This window comes from Martinezella sp. CNPSo 3890 (assembly GCF_057784455.1).
The window spans coordinates 318309-337060 of the sequence record NZ_JBXSOR010000002.1 but is presented as its reverse complement, the minus strand read 5'-3'; the positions used below and the strand labels follow the sequence as shown (position 1 = coordinate 337060).

Annotated in this window: 17 protein-coding genes and 1 pseudogene; 4 read left to right on the top strand and 14 right to left on the bottom strand. The window is 59.7% G+C overall.

What is annotated here, in order from left to right:
• Positions 1-63: 63 nt before the first annotated feature.
• The 5 genes from AC13RC_RS07750 to AC13RC_RS07730 form a co-directional block, all read right to left on the bottom strand.
• Positions 64-2205: a beta-galactosidase gene (locus AC13RC_RS07750; protein WP_113353183.1), complete on the bottom strand. Its 2142-nt coding sequence runs from the start codon at positions 2203-2205 to the stop codon at positions 64-66.
• A gap of 17 nt (positions 2206-2222) precedes the next feature.
• Positions 2223-3374 (bottom strand): ABC transporter ATP-binding protein, encoded by a 1152-nt coding sequence (locus AC13RC_RS07745; protein WP_113353182.1) that lies wholly within the window; start codon positions 3372-3374, stop codon positions 2223-2225.
• Between the two features lie 39 nt (positions 3375-3413).
• Positions 3414-4265: a carbohydrate ABC transporter permease gene (locus tag AC13RC_RS07740; protein WP_113388728.1), complete on the bottom strand. Its 852-nt coding sequence runs from the start codon at positions 4263-4265 to the stop codon at positions 3414-3416.
• The gene (locus AC13RC_RS07735) at positions 4265-5140 is read right to left on the bottom strand and encodes a carbohydrate ABC transporter permease (RefSeq protein WP_113353180.1); all 876 of its coding nucleotides are present in this window, start codon (positions 5138-5140) and stop codon (positions 4265-4267) included. Before AC13RC_RS07735 ends, AC13RC_RS07740 begins: the two co-directional genes overlap by 1 nt.
• A gap of 89 nt (positions 5141-5229) precedes the next feature.
• Positions 5230-6507, bottom strand: coding sequence for an ABC transporter substrate-binding protein (locus AC13RC_RS07730; RefSeq protein ID WP_488556860.1), 1278 nt, complete (start codon positions 6505-6507; stop codon positions 5230-5232).
• A gap of 200 nt (positions 6508-6707) precedes the next feature.
• Between AC13RC_RS07730 and AC13RC_RS07725 the strand changes: the two genes are divergently transcribed.
• Complete coding sequence (locus AC13RC_RS07725) at positions 6708-7853, top strand: ROK family transcriptional regulator (protein ID WP_113353178.1); 1146 nt, start codon at positions 6708-6710, stop codon at positions 7851-7853.
• A gap of 134 nt (positions 7854-7987) precedes the next feature.
• Here AC13RC_RS07725 and AC13RC_RS07720 read toward each other — a convergent pair whose 3' ends face one another.
• The 4 genes and pseudogenes from AC13RC_RS07720 to AC13RC_RS07705 form a co-directional block, all read right to left on the bottom strand.
• Positions 7988-8974 carry a GlxA family transcriptional regulator gene (locus AC13RC_RS07720; RefSeq protein ID WP_113388726.1) on the bottom strand — a complete coding sequence of 329 codons (987 nt, stop codon included), beginning with the start codon at positions 8972-8974 and terminating at the stop codon, positions 7988-7990.
• A gap of 26 nt (positions 8975-9000) precedes the next feature.
• Positions 9001-9159, bottom strand: a pseudogene (locus AC13RC_RS07715) (proline racemase family protein); the annotation flags it as partial.
• 9 nt (positions 9160-9168) lie between these two features.
• Complete coding sequence (locus tag AC13RC_RS07710) at positions 9169-9480, bottom strand: hypothetical protein (RefSeq protein ID WP_113353552.1); 312 nt, start codon at positions 9478-9480, stop codon at positions 9169-9171.
• Between the two features lie 191 nt (positions 9481-9671).
• The gene (locus AC13RC_RS07705; protein WP_113353177.1) at positions 9672-10355 is read right to left on the bottom strand and encodes a 5-formyltetrahydrofolate cyclo-ligase; all 684 of its coding nucleotides are present in this window, start codon (positions 10353-10355) and stop codon (positions 9672-9674) included.
• A gap of 114 nt (positions 10356-10469) precedes the next feature.
• Between AC13RC_RS07705 and AC13RC_RS07700 the strand changes: the two genes are divergently transcribed.
• A complete protein-coding gene (locus tag AC13RC_RS07700) occupies positions 10470-11375 on the top strand; it encodes a LysR substrate-binding domain-containing protein (protein ID WP_113331046.1) in 906 nt (301 codons plus the stop codon).
• 53 nt (positions 11376-11428) lie between these two features.
• On the top strand, positions 11429-12550 hold the full coding sequence (locus AC13RC_RS07695) for a CBS domain-containing protein (protein ID WP_113353176.1): 1122 nt from the start codon (positions 11429-11431) through the stop codon (positions 12548-12550).
• Between the two features lie 61 nt (positions 12551-12611).
• On the opposite strand, the gene AC13RC_RS07690 is transcribed toward AC13RC_RS07695, so the two are convergent.
• Both AC13RC_RS07690 and AC13RC_RS07685 read right to left on the bottom strand, forming a co-directional pair.
• The gene (locus tag AC13RC_RS07690; RefSeq protein WP_113353551.1) at positions 12612-12959 is read right to left on the bottom strand and encodes a DUF488 domain-containing protein; all 348 of its coding nucleotides are present in this window, start codon (positions 12957-12959) and stop codon (positions 12612-12614) included.
• 93 nt (positions 12960-13052) lie between these two features.
• Entirely contained in the window at positions 13053-14378 is a 1326-nt protein-coding gene (locus AC13RC_RS07685; RefSeq protein ID WP_488556859.1) for an NAD(P)/FAD-dependent oxidoreductase, read from the bottom strand.
• Between the two features lie 232 nt (positions 14379-14610).
• On the opposite strand from AC13RC_RS07685, the gene AC13RC_RS07680 reads away from it, so the two are divergent.
• Positions 14611-15087: an Lrp/AsnC family transcriptional regulator gene (locus AC13RC_RS07680; protein WP_092713673.1), complete on the top strand. Its 477-nt coding sequence runs from the start codon at positions 14611-14613 to the stop codon at positions 15085-15087.
• A 138-nt stretch (positions 15088-15225) separates the two neighbouring features.
• On the opposite strand, the gene AC13RC_RS07675 is transcribed toward AC13RC_RS07680, so the two are convergent.
• The 3 genes from AC13RC_RS07675 to AC13RC_RS07665 are packed head-to-tail and all read right to left on the bottom strand — an operon-like array spanning position 15226 to position 18682.
• On the bottom strand, positions 15226-16881 hold the full coding sequence (locus tag AC13RC_RS07675) for an ABC transporter ATP-binding protein (RefSeq protein WP_113353174.1): 1656 nt from the start codon (positions 16879-16881) through the stop codon (positions 15226-15228).
• Positions 16882-16883: 2 nt separating this feature from the next.
• Entirely contained in the window at positions 16884-17735 is an 852-nt protein-coding gene (locus tag AC13RC_RS07670) for an ABC transporter permease (RefSeq protein ID WP_488556858.1), read from the bottom strand.
• Positions 17732-18682, bottom strand: coding sequence for an ABC transporter permease (locus AC13RC_RS07665; RefSeq protein ID WP_113331042.1), 951 nt, complete (start codon positions 18680-18682; stop codon positions 17732-17734). The genes AC13RC_RS07670 and AC13RC_RS07665 overlap by 4 nt, the downstream gene beginning before the upstream one ends.
• Between the last annotated feature and the right edge of the window lie 70 nt (positions 18683-18752).

Genomic DNA, 18752 nt, shown 5'->3' with positions numbered 1-18752 from the left:
CCTCGATCCCAAAACTCCGGCGCCGAAGTTTCATCCTCGGCGCCGGAGACGTCACAGATGGTATCAGACCGATTGCTCGATCACCAATACGCCGTAGCCGGCGAGCTCGGTCGCGCCTGATATGGCTTTGCCCGTCAGCAGGTCGGTACCCGCCGGCAGATTGACGATCTTCGTTTCATGCTCGGTATTGAGCACGAACAGCAGCTTCCTGCCGCCACCTTCGCGCAGTGACACTTCGACGCCGTTAGGCAGATCCTGCACCAGCGGCGCGGCAACACCGTTGCTGACGAGAAGCTCGCGAATGACCTCCGCGAGCGGCGCGGTGAGATAGGTGCCGAGGTAGTAGACCTGACCATTGCCATGCCGGCGGCGCGTCAGCATCGGCGTGCCTTCCAGGAAACGGTCGGACCAGCGGCCGATGATCTCGGTATCGGCGGATGTCTCCAGCTTCTCGTAAAGGTGTCCGGCTTCCAGCTGACGATTGCCGATCGTATAGGCATATTTGCGCGAGGCCGAGGTTGCGGCCGGACGTGGGGATGGTTGGTGGCTGCCGATGCCGCCTTCGCGGAAACCGGTGAACAGTCCATCCGCTCCTGGAGCGGAGACAGGGCCGAATTCATGGACACGCACGCCGGAAAGCTCCGCGAGCGCCTTGCCCGGTGCCTGGGTACGGATGATGTGATTGTTTTCGTCGCGAGTTCCGGTCATCGCCGACAGGATGAGCGTGCCGCCGTCGGCGACGAACTTCTCCACGGCTTTCGACCACTCCTCCTTCCACATGACCCAATGGGGGACATAGAGGGCCTTGATGCGCGAGAGATCATCTTCCGGATGGATGAAGCCGCAGGCTATGCCCGCCTCATAGCATGCGCGGTGCAGATGGGCTGCATCCTGCATCGGGCTTGGCAGGCCGATCGCGTAGGTCTTGTACGCTTCCTGATTGTCGAAATCCGCGCCGGCGATGGCAATATCCATGCGGACGGTCGTGCCGAGCAGCTTGTCCTCGATCGTGCGGATGTCGGATGCGAATTGCTTGGCTTCCTCGTAGCGACGGCGCGCAACGTCGTCGTGGTCGATAATGCCGTTCCAGTAGATCTCGGCGCCGAAATGCGCCGGCCGCCAACGGAAGAACATCAGGCCGTCCGCGCCGCGCGACACCGACGTCATCGCCATGCGGCGCATCTCGCCCGGCTCCGGCACGGAGGAGGAAAAGCCCGGCTGGCTGCCGAGGCCGGAGGCCTGTTCCGGGACGATGAAATTGCCGGAATAGGCGCGGCATTGGTCGAGATGGAAGGCTTGCGTGATCGCATGCCCGCCACCGCGGCGCATCTCATCATAGAGGAACGGATAGATGTCGAAGCCGATGAAATCGAGATCCTGGCCGAACTGGCCGCGGAAATCGATATCTACAAGGCCGCCGAGATTGTGGAAGATGAACCATGCGGGATTGGTCGCCCGCAAGATTTCGACCTGATCGTGCTGGAAGAGAGCCGTCGCGAATGCGAGGAAACGATGATAGTCCTGCACGTGACCGGGGCTGGAGAAGGACGGGTTCATCGGCTGCGGGAAGACGATCTGGTCGAAGGTCTGATAGGCCGTTGCCCAGAAATCGCCGCCCCAGGCAAAGTTTAGGGCTTCGATCGTACCATACTTCGCGCGGCAGAACTTCTGGAACTCGATGAGCGCCGAAGGCGAATAGCTTTCGGAGGTCGTCGTATTGAGCTCGTTATCCGTCTGCCAGCCGATGACGTGAGGATTGTCGCGATAATGCTCGGCCATTGCGCGGGTAATCCGTTGGCTGTGCCGGCGCAGCACCGGGCTCGTCGTATCGCAATGCTGGCGCGATCCATGGCTTGCCTCTCTGCCATTGGCATCGACGCGCAGGACTTCCGGATATTTTGCCGTCAGCCAGCGCGGTGGTGTTGCCGTCGGGGTGCAGAGAATGGTCTTGATGCCATGCTTGGCCAGGCCGGCGATTGCCTTGTCGAAGAGCGAGAAGTCGAAATGGTCCTCATGCGGCTCCATGATATGCCAGGCGAATTCCGCCATGCGAACGGTGTTGAAACCGGCGGCCGCCATGCGTTCGGCATCGCGGTCCCAATAACTCTCGTCGACATGTTCGGGATAATGCGGCACGCCGACCAAGAAGCCGTCGAGATTGAGCGTCCGCCAGACGGATAGCGGCTTTCTTTCCAAAACTTTCATGAGGTCACAAGCTTTCTTTACAGAGAGGCAATGATTGATTTCGGCCGGCTGAGGGTTCTGCCATCAGGACCGAAGAGATAGAGGGACGATGTCGAGGCGGATAGCTTGATCTGCTCGCCGGCCGAAAAGCCGGCGGCATTACCGAGCTGAACGGTGAAATTGCGCGTGCCGCTTTCAGACCCGATCGTTGCGAGCGGACCCGCATCGACATAGAGAATGGTTTCACGGCCGAGCTGCTCGACCAACCCGACCTTGCCGTCAAAGGAAATCGCGGCGTCTTCAGTGGAGGAGCCCATCTTCAACGATTCCGGCCGAATTCCCAGCGTCAGGCTGGCTTGCGCCTTAAGATCGCCGACATCGGCCACCGGAACATGGACCGTCGTGCCGCCCCCTTCGAGCGCGACTTCAGCGATACCGTCGCTGAGGGAAACGAGCTTCGCATTGACGAAGTTGATACGCGGTGCGCCCAAAAAGCCAGCGACGAATTGGTTTGCCGGATTGTGATAGAGATTGAGCGGCGCGCCTTCCTGCTCGATGATACCCTTGTTGAACACCACGATGCGGCTCGCCATGGTCATCGCCTCGACCTGATCGTGCGTCACATAGATCATCGTCGAGCCGAGCTGCTGGTGCAGCGTTGAAAGCTCGACGCGCATTTGCGTGCGCAGCGCGGCATCGAGATTGGAGAGCGGTTCGTCGAAGAGGAAGACTTCCGGCGAGCGGGTGATGGCGCGGCCGATGGCGACGCGCTGGCGCTGGCCGCCCGAAAGCTGCTTCGGGCGCTTGTCGAGCTGGTCGGATATTCTGAGGATCTCGGCCGCGCGCTTGACGGCAGCGTCGATCTCGCTTTGCGGGCGCTTCGCCATCTTCAGGCCGAAGCCCATGTTCTCAGCAACCGTCATATGCGGATAAAGCGCATAGGACTGGAAGACCATGGCAATGCCGCGGTCACCAGGCTCCTCGCGCGTCACGTCGCGGCCGTTGATCCAGATCTCGCCGGAGCTGATGTTTTCGAGCCCGGCGATCGTCTTCAGCGTGGTGGACTTGCCGCAGCCCGAAGGGCCGACCATGACAATGAACTCGCCCTTGTCGACGGAAAGATTGACCGAACGCAGGGCGTGATAGCCGCCATAATGTTTGTCGATGTCGATCAGCTTTACATGGCTCATGAGTGATACTCCAAATCTGTTCGCGCGGTGCGGAAAGCGTCAGCCCTTGACGGCGCCCATGGTCAGGCCCGCGATGAAATGTTTCTGCATCAGGAAGAACATCAGGACCGGTGGGACGGCGACGAACAAGGTTGCCGCCGCCACGATATTCCAGGCGGAGGTCCACTCGCCTCTGAGATTGTTCAGGCCCGCCGTTACCGGTTTCACGACATCGCTCTGGGTGAGCACGATCGCCCAGAAGTAATCGTTCCAGACGAAGGTGAAGATCAGGATCGCAAGGGCTGCGAGCGCCGGCCGCATCAGCGGTATGACGACATGGCGCATCGTCTGCCAGGGGGACGCGCCTTCCGCGCGCGCGGCCTGAAACAATTCGTCGGGCAGAGCCGCTATGAAATTGCGCATGAACAGGGTGGCAAAGCCGGTCTGGAAGGCGACATGGAAGATGATCAATGCGAAATAGGTGTCGTAGAGGCCAACCGAGACCATGAGATCGCGCACCGGGATCATCATGATCTGCGCGGGCAGGAAGTTGCCGCCGACGAAGAGCGAGAAGAGCAGGGCGTTGCCGCGAAAATTATAGCGCGCGAGCACATAGCCGGTCAGCGTCGAGAATAGGAGAACCAGCAGCACCGAAGGCAGCGTGATGATGAGGCTATTGATGAAATAGCCCCACATGTTCGTCTGCTGGAAGACCGCCTGGAAATTCTCGACGAGATTGACGTGCTCGGGCCATGTCCAGTATTTGCCGGCCATGATTTCATCGGCCGTCTTGGATGCGGTCAACATGACCGCGAAGAGGGGCAGCAGCCAGAGGATCAGGATCAGGCCGACGAAGCCGGCATAAAGGCCGCGAAGTACGGGCTTTTCTTCGGGGATGGGGCGAGGATACATCAGCGTGTCTCCCGTTCCATGCGCACCATGACGCGCAGATACCAGGTGATGAAAACGATCATGATTGCAAAGAGGACGGTGGCGATCGCCGCGCCGTAGCCAAAACGATAGGAGAAGATCGACTGCTCGTACATCTGGTAGGCCAGCACCTCCGACGAGCCGAAGGGCCCGCCTGATGTCATTACCGCGATCATGTCGAAGGATCGCAAGGCGCCGACAACGGTCACGGCAAGAGCGATGAAACCCACCTGGCGCAATTGCGGCAGGACGACGTGCCAGAGCATGTTCCAGCCGCGCGCGCCATCGACCCGTCCAGCCCCGATGATATCGGAACTCAGATTGTTGAGGCCGGCGAGAAACAGCACCATGCAAAAGGCGATCTGTGGCCAGAGCGCGGCGGCAACCACGGCGAAGGTGACGAAATGCTCATCGGCGAGCAGGGCAGGCGCCGTCGCGCCGAAGAGGTTGAAGATGAGCGCAAGAAGCCCGTAATTCGGATCATAGACCCAACCGAACACGACACCGACCGTGACCGTGGCGAGTACGAGCGGAATGAAGAAGAGCGACTTCAAGATCCGCATGCCGGCGATCTGCTGGTTGACGAGTAGTGCCAGCGCCAGCCCAAGCGGCGGCGCGGCCATGAACATGACGAGCCAGATGATGTTGTTCTTCAGCGAGACGTAGAATTGCGGGTCGGCAAAAAGCTCGGAATAGTTTGCCAATCCCACCCAGCTCTTCTGTCCGACGCCGTCCCAATCGAAGAAGGAAATCCAGATCGATTGGATCGAGGAAGCGATGATGATCGTTCCGAACAGGATGCATCCCGGCACGATGAAGAGGACAGGCGTCAGCCAGTTCCTGTGTTTTTTCCACATGGCTCAGACTTTTTGGTTCGATAATTCAAGGCACGCGCGGCGGGGTGAGGGCTTAAAGCCGATGCCCGCCGCGCCTTGGTCCGGGAGGACTATTTGAAAATGCGCGCGCGGGTCTTTTCGAGCCGCGCCAGGATCTGGTCGCGACGCTCGGGCTTGACCGTGAATTCCTGGAAGCCTTTCATGCCGTCCTGCGCCATGTCCGGGGCGGTGTCACGGTCATAATATTGCGACGTTCCCTTCACGCTCCTGAGCGACTCCACGGCGATGTTGACCAAGGGGTCCTTGCTGGGTGGGCAATCGTTGCGCGGCGGAATGGTGCCTTCGGCTTCGAGGAATGCGCCGAGATTGTCAGGCTGATAAAAGTGAGCAAGGAAATCGCGCGCGCCCTGCCGGTTCTTCGCCTTGGCCGGGATATGCACGGAGTTGACCGAGAAATCCTCGTAGCGTTCGACGCCGGAGACGATTTCCGGGAAGGGAGCGAAGGCAATCTGGCCCTCGTCGCCTGCCGGGAATGCGGACTTGATGAAGCCTCCAAGGTCCATCATCGCGGCCTTCTTCTGCGCCAGGGCCGCACCCGCCTGTTCCCAGCCGAAGGACGGCGCGTTGGCAGAGAAGAAATTGGCCCTGATAAGCTCTTCCCATTTGTCGAAGACCGGCTTCAGCATCGGGTCGGTATAGGCGATCTTGCCTTCCATCAGCGCAAGGTGCTTGTCGAGACCGTTGATGCGCAGGTTCATGTGATCGAACCAGCCTCCGGTCGGCCAGAGTTCCTTCGTACCCATGCTGATCGGGGTCATGCCGGCGGATTTCGCCGCCTCGCCGAATTTCAGGAACTCGTCCCAGTTCTTGGGCGCCGTCCAGCCCTTCTCGGCGAAAACATCCTTGCGATAGAAAAGTCCCCAGAGAATGCCGCCAAGCGGCAGACCGTACTGCTTGCCGTTGACGGTGACCGCCGTCATCGTAGCGCCGAGCTTATCGCTATAGCCTTCCTTGGCGAACAGGTCGGAAATGTCGTCGAACAGTCCGCGGTCGACGAAAGCCTTCATGCGATTGCCGGAGAACCAGAAGCAGATATCCGGGGCACCGACGACGAGATAGCTGCGGATGGCTGTCTTGTGAGCCTCGTGATCCATATTGTTGATGGTGACTTTCGTCCCTGTCTTCTTGGTAAAATCGGCAGCGATACGGTCAAGGACGGCGCGCTGATCGGCATTGCCGATATCCGAAATGATCGTCACCTCGCCGCCATTGGCAATTGCCGGCCGATAAAGCGCCGTGGCGGCCAGGGCAGCGCCCGTGCCGATCATGAACTGGCGCCGAGACGCCCTGATTGCATTGACGAGTGAAAGTTCGTTCTTCGATGCCATCTTTTTCCTCCCGAGGCACATCAAATCCAGGCCCGCCCACCGACGTGAGCAGCCACTAACCTTCAGAAATTACGCAATAAACCGGCAATTCCGCTTGTGCTGATACAAGCAGACATTCCTCCATTGCCATGCGCTATTGCATACCGTATCTTCCAAGAAGCGACAATAGTTAATTTACAAAATAAATTTAAAGGATCACCGTGCGCGGCAACCCTAGTACCTCCCGAGCCCTCAACCGGCGGCTCATCCTCAACCTGCTGCGAAACCGCGGAGCGATGCCGCGCGCCGAAATCGCCACCGTGACGGGCCTCAGCCCGGCGGCCGTGACTTTCGTGGTCACGGAGCTGGTCGAGGAGGGGCTCGTCATCGAGGGAAAAGCGCAGACGGGTGCCACGGGTCGGCGGCCAGTGCCGGTCGATATTAATTATGATGGCCACCTCGCTGTCGGCTTCAAGCTTCGCCATGACAGCATCGATTGCGTCCTGACCGATCTCGCCACGACGCCGATCGCCTCCTTCGATATGCCTGTGCCGGATACGCGACCGGAAACAATGGTCGAGGCGATTGCGACGGCCATCCCGAAGCTTCTTGCCGATGCTGGCCGCACCGGTTTGCCGGTCATGGGGGTCGGCGTTTCCATCCCGGGCGAGGTGGACGCGGTCAACGGCATCTGCGTCCAGAGCCCGCGCTTCGGTTGGCGCAATCTTGCTTTTCCCGAGCTGCTGCGTGAGCGGGTCCATGTTCCGGTCTGGATCGACGACGATATCAGCGCCTTCACCGTCGCGCAGCGGCTCTTCGGCGCGGGCCGCAACTACAGCAATTTCGCGACGATCGCCGTTGGCACCGGCGTCGGGTCATCGCTCGTTATGGGTGGAGAAATCTATCACGGAAGTCACGGCCTAGCCGGGAAACTCGGCCACATCATCACTGTTCCCGGCGGCCGTCTTTGCGAATGCGGGAGAAGGGGCTGCCTTCAGGCGCACACAGCCGAGGCCGCGATGATCGAGGACTGGGGCCGACAAAGAGGCGCAAAGGCCAATCGCGATGAATTCGCAGCCGCGATCGATGGCGGCGATCCGGCGGCTCTCCAGGTCATGGCGGAGGCGGGGGAGCTGATCGGGCGCCATCTGGCCGATCTGGTGAACCTGTTCGATCCCGAGGTCCTCATCGCCGGCGGCGAAGCCATGCAGTTTGGCGAGGCGATTCTTGAGCCGATCCGCCGTTCGATGGCAAAATATGTCTTCTTGAATACGCCGGAATTACTTCCTGACTGGGTGCCAGGCTCCTGGGCGCGGGGCGCCGCAGCTCTGGCGACCCAGCATTTCTTTGATCTGGACGTTGAATGATACCGCTGCGCGCATGATCCGCATATGCGCACCATGTCGCCAAGATCGCCTGCCTGAGGCGCGGCTCGCTCCTCATCGGGAGCATCCTTGGTGGATGCCGGCAGCCATTGTCACGTCACGTTTCGACGGCTGCTTCAGGCATGCGCGCGACGCAACTCCTTGGGAGATTGTCCGTAGAGCCGGCGAAAGAGCCTAGCAAAATGAGACACGCTATCGAAGCCGACCTCCAGTGCGATTTCAATGAGCGGAGCCTCTGTCTGGAGAACCAGCTGCTTGGCCCGTTCCATGCGAATACGGGTGTAGACGACGCCGGGAGAGGTTTTCATTTCCTCGGTGAACAGACGTTCAAGCTGCCGTCGGGACAGTCCGACCGATGCGGCAAGATCTTCGGTCGGCACCACGTCCTCGATATGGCTTTCCATGGTAATCAGCACGGCCTTCAGGCGTGGGTCCTGACATTCGATCGCGAGCGGCTTGCGCGGTTGGATATCCAGCCCGGATCGAGCGCGCTCGATCTGCAGCACTTCAAGCGCGTTTCGCTCGGCGTCCCGGCTGATGTGTCGTCTGACGAGAAAGGCGGCCATATCGGCGGCGCTGCTTCCGCCGGCGCATGATCCGCGGCTCCGGTCGAGATTGAACAGGCGATCGGAGCGAACGGGGTTCTCGGGGAATTGCTCCCGATAGGCCTGATAATGCAGCCAGCTGACGCAGGTCTGGTGTGTTTTCATCAAGCCAAGGCGTGCCAAGATGAACGTGCCGGTGCAGACCCCGATCAGCGGGATCTTCTGAGCCGCGGCCTTCTTCAGATAATCGGAAGTCTGCTGATCGATCGTGATGTCGGCATTCAAGAGTCCGCCGACGACGACAATGTAATGGAATTCCTTTGGGTCGATAAAGTCCGACGTCGGTGCGACCTGAACACCGCAGCTCGATGTGATGAGATGCCGGGTGCTACCCAATACCTGCCAGTCGGCCAGCACCCTGCCGGATTTATCGGCTTCGTCGCTCGCCAATCTCAGCGTATCCACGAACAGGGCGAAGGCGGAAAGCGTAAATGATCGCGCGAGGATGAATCCGACCTTCAAGGGATCGTGCTTAGCTTCTTGTTTGACGGATTTCATGCAATGCCTCGACGGACAGACCTCTTCTATTTGATCTGGAAACCATAGGCCAAAGGATCTCGATCGTCGACGAAGATCGTATTGTGGCCGATGATCCGCGCCCAGCCCCCGACGCTGGGCCTGACGTCGCGGAAATCTCCGATTTCAACGTCGGACTCGATGTATGCTTCGAATACCGTGCCGATATCAGTGGCTCAGTGGTTCCCCGTAAACTGGAGATAGGCCGCAAGGCTGACGGCGGAAAGCGCCACAATCGCAGCGGGGTGGGAAAGGCTCTTGCTGATGGCCGCGAGCAGCAGGCCGAGCAAGACGATGGCACTTCCCAGTAACGGCCCCTTATCGGCAAAGGACAATGCAAGGGCCGTCAGGCTGACTGCCGCCGCGACCATCGTAACCGGCATCTGGTTTTGAAGGCTGTCACCGCGGCTTGCGAAGGTCAGCAGAAACCTGTTCCAGCTCAAGCCGAGGGAAATGCTCAAAAGTAGCGGCAGGAGAATGGACAGCATGAATATCGTCTCTTCCGATGGATCAATCGTAAAGACGCAATTCATGTGCCAATAGGCGCAGGCGTTGATCCGGCCGGGTATATCGGAGCTCAGGTGTAGACTGCTGCCCGTTTGTGCGGCGATCTGCCGCTCCGTTCAGCATCCCGTCGGAATCGGCAGGCTTAATGCCGGGCAGGAAAGGGGCTTTGAGTTCATCGATAGCGCGGTCCCGCTTGCGTGACGATCACGTCCATCGGAATGTCATGAGCGAGCGGACGGATGGTATCGATCCTCTGCGATTCGAAGCCGACGCCGATGACCAAAGGCTTGCGCTCGAGGGCCGCAAGGGTTCTGTCGAAAAATCCGCCTCCATAACCAAGACGGTAGCAGGCTGGATCGAAGCCGACCAGGGGCGCGATGACAATATCGGGAACCGCTTGCCTGTCCTCTGCCGGCACGGGAATGTTCCATACCCCGCGTTCGAGCCGCTCTCCTGTTTTCCATGATCGGAATATCAAGGGTTCTGCCTTGGCGACAACGACCGGCAACAGGCAATCCGCGCCGCGTGCCGTCAAGGCCGCCATCCATCCTCTCAAGTCCGGCTCTCCCGAGAAGGGCCAGAACAGGCTGATATGTTTGCCATCTATATCGGTGACAATCTGATCGAGATAGGTGGCGATCGCGCCTGCATATTCTTCACGCTTTGCGATTGGCAGCGCCTTTCGCTCGCCGATCAGCCTTTGCCGCTCAGTCCTTCGCCACGCGAAAATATCCGAAGTCCGGTCTTCATCGGGTGAAATGCCGCTATAGGCTGGGTCGACCTCGTGCAACATGCAGGCAGGCGATGCGTATTCGCGGATTGCCTCGTCGGTTTCACGTTGATCTGGTTTTGCCATCCGCCCGTCAGAACTCCATTTCCTGGCTCGATACCGAAACATGCTTGAGCTGCGACAATGATTTTTATATAGGGAATAATAAGGCAACTTAATTCCTGAATCGAGATCTTTCAATTGGACCTCTCATCAATCGAGATCTTCCTTGCCGTGGCCAGTGACCGCAGCGTGACCAAGGCCGCGAAGGCCGTGGGGCGCGTGCCGTCGAACGTGACGACGCGCATTCAGCAGTTGGAAGACGATCTGGGCGTCCTGCTCTTCAGCCGCGACGGCAAGAAGATGACCCTGACGAAAGAAGGCGAGACATTTCACCGCTATGCCAATCGGCTCGCCGCGCTTGCGCTCGAGGCGCGTCAGGCGGTCAGGCCCCAGCGCCCAACGGGCACATTGCGTCTGGGGACAATGGAAAGCACGGCGGCAAGCCGGCTGCCCGCGGCGCTCAGCCGGTTCAACCAAATGTGGCCGGATGTATCGCTCAAGCTGACGCTTGGCGCCTCCCGCGACCTTGCTCAAGATGTTCTGCGCGATGTTCTGGACTGCGCGCTGATCGCCCGGCCGCCAAAGGCAATGCTGGATGAAGATCCAAGTTTCGCGGCTGAACTCAAGCAGCTCGAAGCCGAACCGGTATTTGTCGAGGATCTGCTGCTCCTGCTGCCATCCGGGCATCCGCCGATCCGGTCGGCTGCCGATTTGCGCGTTGGTTCGATTGCTGCCCTTGAGCCCGGATGCACTTATCGCGGGATTGCAGAAGGCTGGGCGCGCAGGTCGAGCTCTCTGCCAACGACCGAACTTGGCTCCTATCATGCGATTCTGGCCAGTGTGGCGACCGGCAACGCAGCCGGTGTCATGCCAAGATCGGTTCTCGATCTCATGCACTGGCCGGCGACATCGGTGACGCACCAGCTCGCCATGGTCGACACGATCCTTATCTCGCGCAAGAATGGTCGTCCGAGTTCGCTCGATGCGTTTCAAGAGGTCCTCGGCGCCACCAGGGGCAAGGGCCTGCCGCTACCGTCGAACTAGCCGGCGTCCCGCCGTTCATCCAAGGAAAGCCCTTCTCTAAAACTGGTTTCATCATGCAGCATCCAGAATCCCATAAGGCGGGATCCAGCCGGTTCCGCTTGTTTTCCCCGATCCTGGCCGGAGCCACCTTGCGCGAACGGCTGATCGCGTGCCTTGGTGCCTTGATCGGCATCGGCCTTACCGGCGTGATCAGCGGCTATCTCTTCGGTCAGGGGCCGCATCTTCCGCTCATCGTCGCGCCGATGGGAGCATCCGCGGTGCTGCTTTTCGCGGTTCCAGCAAGTCCGCTTGCCCAGCCTTGGTCGATCATTGGCGGCAACACCATTTCAGCCATGATGGGTATCATCGCCGCCTATCTCATCCATGATCCGATCATCGCGATCGGGGCCGGCGTCTCGCTTGCGATCGGAGCGATGTCATTTACGCGATGCCTGCATCCGCCAGGCGGTGCTGCCGCCTTGACCGCCGTTCTCGGCGGCCCGGTCGTCGCAGGCTGGGGCTTCCTGTTTCCGTTCGTGCCGGTTGCCTTGAACTCCTGCATACTCGTCGGCCTCGGACTTATGTTTCACAAGCTTTCCAGGCGCAATTATCCGCATGTCGTCGCAAAGCATGCCGAGAATATCCATCAAACACGTGATCTGCCGCCGCCCTTGCGGGTGGGCTTTCGAGAAGAAGATGTCGATGCGGCCCTGGGCGTGCTGGACGAGACCTTCGATATCGATCGCGCCGACCTCATCCGCCTCTTGCGGCAGGTCGAACTGCAGGCAGCGGTGCGATCGCATGGAGATATAAGCTGCGCCGACATCATGTCGCGCGATGTCATCGCCATTGGCGAGGATGCCGAGCCGGATCACGCGAGACATCTTCTGCTGAAGCACAATATTCGAACATTGCCGGTCAAGGATCGGGAGGGCCGCCTGATCGGTACGGTCGGTTTGCGCGAGCTCTCCGGCGGCCTCGACGCCATCGCGCACGCCATATCGAAACCGGCTGTCGCCGATGCGACCGATCCTGCTCTTTCGCTCCTGCCTGTTCTGACGGACGGACGCACACACGCGGTCATCGTCATTGATGCCGATCGGCGCGTTCTTGGTCTGATATCGCAGACGGATTTGTTGAGCGCGATGGCGCGACTTCTGCCGAGCCGCGATGCCCCGGCTCAGGCCGTCGCCTGAAATCCGCGCGGAGGTTTCGACATACTTCCATCTTCGGGCGATGACAATGCCGGTCAATGATCTACCGATTGGTGAGGAAGTCCATAAGCACGACAGCGTTATTGTGCTCGGTGTCTCTCGCACCATAAAGAAGGGTTGCGGTTGATTGTCCGATTTGGTCCCTAAGCTCTTCCACTGCCTTCGAGTTCTTCTTGAGCTCATCCTGGTAGCGCCGGCGAAACTCATCCCATTTTTGGGGATCGTGACCGAACCAGCGTCGCAGCTCAGCGCTCGGCGCAAGGTCTTTCAACCAGGCGTCAATATGAGCATCGTTCTTGCTGATGCCGCGAGGCCATAGACGGTCGACCAGGATACGCTTGCCGTCGCCGTCATCAGCGGGTTCGTAAATTCGTTTGATGTGTAGAGGCATGTCCATCGCCTTTCCGGGGCGGCTACCCCTTGCCGATGATAACATCCGTCCGCGGAGCTTGGTCAATAATCAGAAGACCAGTGTTTTTGTGCCTCAGAAATCGGCGACCTTGCCCCAAACGGATGAGGCGAAGCGGCTTGGATGATAGGGCGTCGGATCGACGACAGGCGCAGCACCGGTCACGATGTCGGCAATCAAATGGCCGGCGCCAGGCCCGATCCCGAAACCATGGCCGGAAAATCCGGCGGCGAGGATGAAGCCGGGAAGGCCCTGGATTTCCCCAATGCCGGGAACACCGTCCGGCGTGCTGTCGATATAGCCTGCCCAGGCGGCCGTGATCCTCGTCATGTGAAGCTCCGGCAGGAGTTCCAGGGCTCTCGCATGCGTCAGTTCGATCGTGGCATGGTCCGGTCTTGGATCGAGAATGCGCATATGCTCCATCGGCGTCGTTCGATCGAGCCGCCAGCGCTTCAGCGATTCATGACCGGAGCGAAAGCCTTCGAGACCGCCGGGCGACAGGCTTTTTCGCCGCTTGAGGAACATGGGAATGAATTGCGACGAGAACCGCAATTGCTGAGGTGTCACGTCCACCCGGCCGCGACCGCTGATGGCCAGCGTATAGCCGCCGTCGCCACGTCGCGTGACCGATACGCCGCTGGTGTGCAAGGCATCCGGCAATCCTTCGGCACCGGCCGAAACGGCCAGAATGGATGAACGAACGGAGGCTTGAGGAAAGCGAATGCCCAGCTGTCGGCAGAAGGATGACGCCCAGGCGCCACCGGCGAGAATCGCGGTCTTGGTGCGGATCACGCCGTTTTCGGTGATCACGCCGCTGACGCGCCCCGCTTCCGTTTCCAGACCTCGGGCAGCGCAATTCTGATGGACCGTGCCGCCTAGCTTCATGATCGCGCGTGCCACCGCCGGCGCCGCATTGGCCGGATCGGCAACCCCGTCCGTCGGCGAGAAAACTCCGCCTTTCCAGATGCGCCCCGTGGCGCGGCCACGTTCGCTCGCTGCAGCGCTGTCGAGCATATGCGTCGTGACGCCGACGGTTCTCGCAAAGTCGTGCCAGCGCGCCCAACCGGCGATCTCCTGTTCGTCATTGCTGAGATAGAGCAGGCCGCAGCGGCGGAAGCCTGTGTCCTCGCCGCTATCAGGAGCAAATCGCTCCCAGAGATCGAGGCTTTTCGTCGCGATCGGCAGTTCCCGCCCATCGCGGTTCTGCTGCCGGCACCATCCCCAATTGCGGCTGGATTGCTCTGCCCCGATCCGGCCTTTTTCGACAAGGGCGACGCGCAGGCCCGACCGTGCGAGATAGTATGCGGCGAAAACGCCGACAATTCCCCCGCCGATCACGACGACATCGGCTGACTTCGGCAATATCGGCGAGCTTTCGACAAGGCAAAGCGGTGCAGGCATGCGCGATCTCCACGTTCGAACCAAATCTACCCCATTGCTTCGCCAGACGTTGCCGGAGATGGTGGATCCACAAAATTTTATGCCGTGATTGATGCAGTCTATAAACTATTGTGCTTCAAAGGAGATTTGTCTTCCCGATAGACATAACCGGGCAATATGCTAGGCTCTGCTTTGCGTGATAACAGCATTTTGTGCCGTCTTCTCCCGGCGCTCTTTCAATGGCGGACCTCTGATGAAACTGGATCGGATCGATATCAAAATCCTCTATGAGCTTCAGAGAAACGGCCGCATCACCAATGTCGAGCTGGCGGAACTGGTGGCTCTTTCACCCAGCCCATGCCTGATGCGAGTCAAACGGCTGCAAGCGGAAGGATATATCGAGGGCTATTCGGCCCAGATCAACCTGGCCAAACTCGGGCAGACGCTGACCGTCTTTACCGAAATCACCCTGAAGAACCACCGGCAGATCGATTTTGCGCGCTTCCTCAACGTGGTCGAGAAAATCGACCAGGTGATCGAGTGTCATCTCGTCTCCGGCGGCTACGACTATCTCATCAAGTTCGTAACCGCTGGGATCGGCGAGTACCAGACCATCATGGAACGGCTGACCGATATGGATATCGGGATCGATAAATATTTCAGCTTCGTCGTGCTGAAATCACCGATCGTCAAGTCGCATATGCCGCTGACCAGCCTGTTTCCCATGTAACGACCTTTCAAGGCCAGATCGGCGGCTTGAGCCGGATGATTTTAGATCGAGTCGACCTAAAATCTGAATCCGCTCTAGAATCAAAGAAATAGAGCGTGATGTCGTCCGAAATCCCCTGACACTTTTCGGCATCACGCTCTAGCCATGCCCATATTCGCGCTTGAGCTCCGGGTCCTGGACGAGATTGTCGAGCCAGGTGGGATCGAGCTTTGGAACCGATCCGAATAGCAGCTGCGAATAGGGGTGGCGAGGCACATTCGCGGTCTCGCGCGTGATTTGCTCCACCTTCTTGCCGCCATACATCACGACGATCTCGTCGCAGATTGCCTCGACGACCGAGAGATCATGACTGATGAAGATGTAGGACAGATGCAGCTCACGCTGCAGTTCCTTGAGGAGATCGATGATCGCGGCGGCAACGACGGTGTCGAGAGCGGAGGTGACCTCATCGCAGATGATCAGGCGTGGTTCGGCGGCAAGGGCGCGTGCGAAATTCACGCGCTGCTTCTGTCCGCCTGACAATTCCGACGGATAGCGATAGCGAAGCGCGCGGGGCAATCGCACCATATCAAGCAGTTGATCGACCCTCGCCGCCCGGGCCGCGCGATCCATTCCGTGATAAAATGCCAGGGGCCGCTCGAGAATGTCGGCGATCGACTTCGCCGGATTGAGTGCGGTGTCGGCATATTGAAAGACGATCTGCATCTCCCGCAATTGATCGCGCGTACGCGATTTGGCGGCGCGATTGATATCGCTGCCATTGAAGCCGATGGTGCCCGACACGGCCGGCAGTATTCCGGCGATCGCACGCGCCAGCGTCGACTTTCCACATCCGGATTCGCCGATGATGCCGAGATTCCTGCCTTTCTCCACCTCGAGACTCACGGACTGAACCGCGCAGACCGCCGGCAGGCCGTTGGGTTGGAGATCGCCATAGCCCGCAACCAGGCTGTCGATCCTCAATACGGGCTCAATCGACCCGCCTGTCTTGCTATCCCGGATGGCCTGCTTCGGCTCGAAGGCGGCCAACAACTCGCGCGTATAGGGATGGCTTGGTCGCGTCAGGATCGCCTCGGTCTTCGCAAGTTCCTGGATTTCGCCGCCCTTGAGCACGGCGATGCGATCGGCGATCTGGGCGACGACCGCCAGATCATGTGACACATAGACTCCAGCAATATCACCGGCGCGAATGACGGATTTGAATGCTTTAAGCACGTCGATCTGCGTCGTCACGTCGAGCGCGGTGGTCGGTTCGTCAAAGATAACGAGCTTGGGTTCGCCGATCAGCGCCATGGCCGCTGCCAGCCTCTGCAACTGGCCGCCGGAGACCTGATGCGGATATCGTTCGCCGATCGTCTCGGGATTTGGCAGCGACAGCGCCCGGAAGAGCTCGATCGCGCGACGACGGGCCTGTTCGGGAGGCATCAGCCGGTGAATGCGGGTAACCTCGATCACCTGTTCCATGATCTTCGTGGCCGGGTTGAAGGCGGCGGCCGCGCTTTGCGGGATATAGGCAACCGTCGTGCCGCGAACCTTTGCGCGCTCGCTTTCGGAAAGCGCGGCCATGTCCTGACCATCCACGTAAATCTTGCCGCCGGAGATGCGGCAGCCCTCCCGCGCATGTCCCATGAGCGTCAGCGCGATCGTCGTCTTGCCCGAGCCGCTTTCGCCGATGAGGGCGATGATCTCGCCCTTCGCTATGTCGAAGCTGACATCCTTGATAATCTCGATGACGCGGCCGGAATCTGTTCTGGCCTCGACTTTCAAATTCCTGATTTCAACGAGGTTGGTCATCGTCATGCGCTCCTGTCCCTGATCCTGCGTGGCAGGTTGTCGATCAGCAGGTTGACGCTGATGGTGAGGCTGGCAATGGCGAAGGAAGGCACGATCACGGCAGGGGCGGCGAAGGGCAGGCCGCCGATGTTCTCGCGGACCAGGGCTCCCCAATCGGCATGGGGCGGCTGCAGGCCGAGGCCGAGAAAGGAAAGGCCCGAGAGCAGGAGCACGACAAAGACGAAGCGCAGGCCGAAGTCCGCCAGGACCGGTCGGATAATGTTCGGCAGGATTTCGGAGGCGATGATATAGCCGACCTTCTCGCCGCGGATACGCGCAACGGTGATGAAGTCCATCGTATTGATATTGACAGCGAGCGCGCGAGCAAAGCGATAGGCGCCGGGCGTGTAGATGACGGCGAGCGTAATGATCAGGACGGGAATGGAAGAGCCAACGGCGGCAACGACCACCAGGCCGAAAAGCTTGCTTGGAATCGAGTTCAGGGCATCGAGAAACCGGCTCAGGATCGTGTCGAACCACCCACCGATGACCGCGGCCGTCATGCCAAGCGCCACGCCGCAAAGACAGCAGAGCGCCACCGCAGCCAAGGAAATGCCGACCGTGTAGCGTGCGCCCATCAGGACGCGCGAAAGCATGTCTCGTCCGAGATAGTCCGAGCCGAGCCATAATTGATTGCTTATCGGACCGAAATAGTCCGTATCGACGATGTCACCGACGGAATAGGGGATAATATAGGGTGCGAACAGGGCGATGATCGTCCAGCCGAGGATAATGGCGAAGGCGACGATGCCAACGGGACTAACCTGGTAGCCAAACAGGGATGTAGTGCGGGGAGCCAAGCTTTTCGTGGTCATCGCAGCCTCGGATTCGACAGGATTGCAATGATGTCGGCGGCGGTGATCAGCAGGAGATAACCAAGGCAAAAGATCATCGCGCAGCTCTGGATCAGCGGCAGATCGCGGGTCGCGACTGCGTCCACCATCAGCTTGGCAATGCCCGGATAGTTGAAGATGGTCTCGACGATGATGACGCCGCCGACGAGATAGGAAAGCGAAAGCGCGATGGCATTGACGATCGGCCCGAGAGCATTGGGCAATGCGTGCCTGAACACCATGCGGCTGCGTGAGGCGCCTTTGAGCAGCGCCATTTCGACATAGGGGGTCTTCAGCGTCTCAATAAGCGCTGCCCGGGTCATGCGGATCATTTGCGCGGAGATCACGAAGGTGAGCGTGATGACCGGCATGGCATAGATTTTCATGAGGTCGAAGAGCGTATGCGCCTCGCTCGTCGACGACAATGCCGGCAGCCAGCGCAGATAGACGGCAAACAGCAACACAGCGAGCGTCGCGACCATGAATTCGGGCACTGATATGACACCGATCGAGATGACGGTTACGAGCCGATCATAATAGGAGCCGCGAAGCATGGCGGATGTGATACCGAGCAGCAGCGCGAGCGGCACCGAGACGAGCGTCGTTATGGCGGCAAGCTCCAAGGTCGCCACCAGGCGGCCGCCGATCAGCTGCGCGACAGGCATGTTATTCGCGTAGGAAATGCCGAGGTCGCCTCTCATCAGACCCAAAAGCCATCCCATGAATCGCAGGATCGCTGGCTCGTCGAGGTGCATGGCCTTGCGCAAGCCCGCAACCGCCTCGGGCGTAGCCGCCTGGCCGAGCAGGATCGAGGCGGTGTCTCCCGGCAGCATGCTGGTTGCAAAAAAGACGGCGAACGACACGATCAACAAGGAGATGATCGCAATTAAAAGCCGGTTCAGGACAAGAATGGAAACCTCGGATCTCAAACAAATCGCTCCTGCGGCGTTCTACGAAACGAATGGCGTTCGCGGGACGGCTCCCGGTGGCGGCCGCGAC